The sequence below is a fragment of the Acinetobacter sp. genome (assembly GCF_050285345.1).
In the GTDB taxonomy this organism is placed as follows: domain Bacteria; phylum Pseudomonadota; class Gammaproteobacteria; order Pseudomonadales; family Moraxellaceae; genus Acinetobacter.
The window spans coordinates 1-5134 of sequence record NZ_JBLZXR010000104.1; the positions used below are offsets into that span (position 1 = coordinate 1).

Genomic DNA, 5134 nt, shown 5'->3' on the forward strand with positions numbered 1-5134 from the left:
GTGCGTATCAACTTTGCCAAAAGAATAAGCCTAAAATTCATGTGATTAAATCTTTGGCTTATCCGTAACTGGGGTTAGTATTAACAATATTAAACTGGATGTGACTGCAAAACTTTTTGGCTAATAATTGCCGCGGTTGCTGCAGATAAAGTCCAGCCTAAATGCCCATGCCCTGTGTTATAGAAAATATGGTTACGTTTACCTGCATTAACCACAGGCATCATATTTGGCATCATTGGACGTAAGCCTGCCCAAGGCACCACATGTTCAGTCGATAAATTAAAATTACGATTAGACCAGTCAATTAAAGGCTGAATGCGATCAGCACGTATATCACGGTTATAGCCATTAAACTCTGCCGTTCCTGCAACACGAAGGCGATCTGCACCAAGTCTCGACGTCACAATTTTGGCACTTTCATCTAGTAAGCTCACCCATGGAGCATTTGCCTGACTTTGTTCATCATTTAAATTAATCGTGATGGAATATCCTTTCACTGGATAGACATTGATACGATCTCCGAGTTTATTGGCCAACTCATAACTCCCCACGCCACCGCAAACGACGACTGCATCCGCTTTCAACACATTAGTATCAGACGTTAAGATTTCCATATTCTCCGCACTTGGCTTCAAATGAATATTTACTCCCTCAACATGATGTTCAAAATCTGTGACTTCCAATCCCCACATATATTTCACATCATAACGTTCCGTTGCTTTGGCAAGCTGCGTGGTAAATTTATGAATATCCCCTGTTGCATCACCCGGGCAATAAAATCCCCCGTAATAATCGCCTGTTAAACTTGGTTCAATGTCACGAATTTCGGACAAGGTCACTGGATGGCGCTCAAGCCCACCTTCGCACAGCATGACATTCACTTGAGTAGCAACATCATAATCGTACTTATTATGGAAAAAATGTAAAATTCCCCGTTTCTCTAAATCGAATTGCAGCTGCTCATGTTCAGCAATTTCAAATAAACGCTGACGCGCCATCAATGCTAGCCTTACTGTTTCATGGGTATTTTCACGATAATTTTTAATATTGCCCATAAACTCAAATAACCACGAGTATTTATGTATATTAAAACTTGGATTAAGCAATAAGGGTGCTGACTTTTGTGACATCCATTTTATGCCTTTAAGCACCGTCGCTTTTTGGTTCCACACTTCAGCATTACAAGCAGAAAGCTGTCCGCCATTGGCAAATGAGGTTTCCATGGCAGGATATAAATGTTTATCCACTACCGTAACTTTATAACCCAACAGCCCCAGTTCATAGGCCGTGGTCACCCCTGTAATTCCTGCACCAATCACAACAATATGACACATATAGGCTCCTTGGAATCATTATTCCTATATTCGCCCCATCTGTCATTGATACCTGAGAGCTTTGGTTAAATGCGAAACTGGCAATTAACCTTCCCCTTCGGTGAGTAAGTCCAGCTTACTTCTCTCCAGATTTTCGAGATGATTACAGTCCTTTTGCCTGAGAGTTTCCTGGGGGAACTTGCTCCTTCGGCGAGCACATCGTGTGCTTCTCTCCTGCAACCATCGATTCATTTTTTATTCGGCCATACCATAAATATCATTGTGCCTTACTTGATATGAGCAATTTTTATACCAAAATACAAGTCCTAGTTGAGTCAATATTGTTAATTTTTATAATCTGCTTAAAATAAAAGTCTGATATCTGGATCATCGTTTTAGCGATAAACTATTGATCTGATTCAATACACGCTAAAATAAAACATCCAGATAAATGTCATTGATCCTTCATCATGTCCAAAGTTGTAAGCTTCTCAAATTATGCTGAAAAAATTCGTTCACACAGTATTGAGGAATTAACCCAGAGTAATTTACTGCTTATTAATGCAGATCAAGAACTACAAAGTTTTTATGCACCATTTGAACACGTCAATCTGCAAGCTAAACTCGTGATTGTCGGTATCTGTCCAGGCCAACAGCAATAGAGAAATGCTTTGATTGCTGCACAACAAGCCTTGCGTCAAGATTTGTCTGAGGAATTAGTGCTTCAACAAGCGAAAAATAGCGGCGCTTTTAGCGGACCGATTCGTAAAAATCTGACCCAATTGCTTGATCATGTTGGCTTACAGCAGCATTTAGGTATCGAAACGACACAACAACTCTTTACCGAACATCGAGAAATGGTGCAAATGTCTTCAGTATTACAGCAATGTATTTTAAATAAAGGGAAAAATTATGCTGGCTCAGCACCCGCCATGCTGAAAAATGATTTTCTCAGACAGCATATCCACGACTATTTTATTCCAATGGTGCGACAATTACCAAATGCGCTTTATATTCCACTGGGTAAAGGTGTGAATGAAGTCCTCCACTATATTAAAAACCTAGGCTATTTAAATAGCAATCAAATCTTAGATGGTTTTCCACATCCTTCAGGCGCAAATGCTGAACGGATCAAATATTTTTTAGGTGAAAAGCCGCGTGAACAACTTTCAAAAACGACCAATCCGAATTTAATAGATCAGTCAAAAGCTAGAATTTTAGAGAAACTCAGCCAGATCTAAACCCTAAAATAAATCATTGATTTTTCAAAAAAATAGCTTAAATATCAAACTAAGACAAAACGTATAAAATTAGATTAATTTCAAAAAAAGACCAAACTGGCGTTTGGTCTTTTTTGATGCTGTTTATTTATCAAATTCGAGACAAAGCCGTGCTTTGTTACCTCACTTGGGTTCAATCGGTGCAAACGGTGCAACGACATCCGCATTTTGCGCACGGTTACGCATAAAATGGTCCATTAACACAATCGCAAGCATTGCTTCTGCAATCGGTGTCGCACGCACACCTACACATGGGTCATGGCGACCTTTCGTAAGTACATCAGTATCTTCACGATCAATCGTAATGGTTTTACCCGGTGTCGTGATTGAAGCTGTTGGCTTTAATGCAATCGCTACACGAATGTCTTGACCACTTGAAATACCACCCAAGATACCACCGGCATGGTTGGCTAAGAAACCATCTGTAGTGAGTTCATCACGAGTTTGATGACCAAATTGTTCGGCTACGCCAAAACCATCGCCAATTTCAACACCTTTCACCGCATTGATCGACATCATCGCATGCGCAATATCTGCATCTAAACGATCAAATACAGGCTCACCCCAGCCCACGGGTACTTGAGACGCAATAATTTCAAGTTTTGCACCGCAGCTTGTGCCTTGCTCACGAAGTGAAGTTACAAGTGCTTCAAAACGTGGTACAGCGTCGGCATCACCACAGAAGAATGGATTATTTGGAACTTCATTCCAATCCAATTTTTCCGCTTTTTCAGTACCAATTTGGGTTACATGACCACGAATTTCGATGCCAAATTTCTCAAATAAAAATTTTTTAGCAATCGCTCCCGCGGCAACACGCATCGCTGTTTCACGAGCACTCGAACGACCACCACCGCGGTAATCACGGAAACCATACTTTTGCGTATAAGTATAGTCTGCATGACCTGGACGGAAAGTTTGGGCAATATTGCCATAATCTTTGGATTTTTGATCCGTATTACGAATCAAAAGACCAATCGATGTTCCCGTCGTTTTACCTTCAAATACACCCGAAATAATTTCAACTTCATCAGGTTCTTTGCGCTGTGTTGCAAACTTAGATGTACCCGGCTTACGACGGTCTAAATCTTTTTGCAAATCTGCTTCAGACAGTTCAATCCCTGGTGGAACCCCATCCACGATCGCCATCAGGCCAACGCCATGAGATTCGCCACAAGTCGTTACACGGAAGAGTTGCCCTATACTATTACCTGCCATGTCAAACGACTCCTTATGCTTGAATAGATTGAATGAATAAATCGCGGTATTCGCGGCACTGAGCAGCGGTTAATGCGAAGATTCCTGTGCCACCTTTTTGGAACTGTAACCAGTAGAAATCAACTGTATTGAAGTTTTGACGCATTGCCCATTCAGAGTTACCCACTTCAATCACGATTAAGCCATCTTCAGTCAGGTAGTCCGCAGCTTGTGCCAACATTTTACGCACAAGGTCTAAACCGTCTTGACCTGCAGCCAATGCCATTTCTGGTTCATGATGGAATTCTTCTGGTAAATCTGCCATGTCTTCTGCATCCACATACGGTGGATTTGACACGATCAAATCATATTGATTTTCAGCGGGAATTTTTGCAAATAAATCAGATTCAAGTAATGCCACTTGATATTGCTTGTTGTGGTGTTCGCAATTAATTTGCGCCACTTCCAGAGCGTCTTTAGACAAATCTGTCGCATCCACTTCTGAATCAGGAAATGCATAGGCCAAAGCAATCGCGATACAACCTGAACCCGTACACATATCTAAAATACGTTGTGGTGTTTTCGGATTTGGATTTTCTGGTAAGTTATTCACCGCTGCGCCCATTTCACCATTTTCACCTAGGCAATAAGGCGCAAAACGGTTTTCAATGAGTTCTGCAATCGGTGAGCGCGGAATCAATACACGTTCATCCACATAAAATGGCTTGCCAAAGAAATAAGACAGATTTAATAAATAAGAGGTCGGAACTTTTTCATTAATACGACGCTCAAGTAACGCTAAAAATTCTGCTGCTTCACTTGGCAAAACTTTCGCATCTAAAATTTCTGCATCTGCATTCCAGTCTAATGACAGTGTTTGCAACACCAATGCTGAACTCTCTGCAAAATAGTCTTCTGTACCTTGACCTAAGTGGGCATCATATTGACGTAAAGCTGTTACTCCAAAACGGATATAATCACGGATTGTTGTTAAGTTTTCAGCTGCTTCCTGTAAATATTCAGGGCTAATAGTCGGTCGATCCACTTAAGGCGTCTCCAGGTCATAATTTTTTAAAACGGCCTATGATACCTTGTTTTGACTGCATTTATAATATTTATCAGCCTTTATTCATGTTCACACTTACATTCATCTACGAATCTTTGATTGAGTACAAAAGATGGTGCGAAATCATTTTTTATTTAATACCACGCCAATCTCAACTTTTAATTAATTTTTCCAACTGTAAAGGAGGATTACCTAATTGATAATTTAAAACGACTGAAATTGTATGTGAAAGAATTTTTCGAGTGATACGATGAGATAAATGCCATAGATCTCTAGCC

Annotated in this window: 5 protein-coding genes, 1 pseudogene and 1 riboswitch; of the genes and pseudogenes, 2 read left to right on the forward strand and 4 right to left on the reverse strand. The window is 40.4% G+C overall.

Annotated elements, in window-relative coordinates; all coding sequences use genetic code 11:
* Positions 1–89: 89 nt before the first annotated feature.
* Positions 90–1334: a D-amino acid dehydrogenase gene (locus ACN6OV_RS08910; RefSeq protein ID WP_427952136.1), complete on the reverse strand. Its 1245-nt coding sequence runs from the start codon at positions 1332–1334 to the stop codon at positions 90–92.
* A gap of 135 nt (positions 1335–1469) precedes the next feature.
* Positions 1470–1560, reverse strand: a riboswitch (glycine riboswitch).
* A 223-nt stretch (positions 1561–1783) separates the two neighbouring features.
* Here ACN6OV_RS08910 and ACN6OV_RS08915 point away from each other — a divergent pair.
* The gene (locus ACN6OV_RS08915) at positions 1784–1975 is read left to right on the forward strand and encodes a hypothetical protein (RefSeq protein WP_427952138.1); all 192 of its coding nucleotides are present in this window, start codon (positions 1784–1786) and stop codon (positions 1973–1975) included.
* 9 nt (positions 1976–1984) lie between these two features.
* Positions 1985–2554 (forward strand): hypothetical protein, encoded by a 570-nt coding sequence (locus ACN6OV_RS08920; protein WP_427952141.1) that lies wholly within the window; start codon positions 1985–1987, stop codon positions 2552–2554.
* A gap of 162 nt (positions 2555–2716) precedes the next feature.
* On the opposite strand, the gene aroC is transcribed toward ACN6OV_RS08920, so the two are convergent.
* The 3 genes and pseudogenes from aroC to ACN6OV_RS08935 form a co-directional block, all read right to left on the reverse strand.
* Positions 2717–3811, reverse strand: a complete 1095-nt coding sequence (aroC, locus tag ACN6OV_RS08925; RefSeq protein WP_427952143.1) for a chorismate synthase — start codon at positions 3809–3811, stop codon at positions 2717–2719.
* Positions 3812–3824: 13 nt separating this feature from the next.
* The gene (gene prmB, locus ACN6OV_RS08930; RefSeq protein ID WP_427952145.1) at positions 3825–4835 is read right to left on the reverse strand and encodes a 50S ribosomal protein L3 N(5)-glutamine methyltransferase; all 1011 of its coding nucleotides are present in this window, start codon (positions 4833–4835) and stop codon (positions 3825–3827) included.
* A 172-nt stretch (positions 4836–5007) separates the two neighbouring features.
* Positions 5008–5134, reverse strand: a pseudogene (locus tag ACN6OV_RS08935) (IS982 family transposase); the annotation flags it as partial.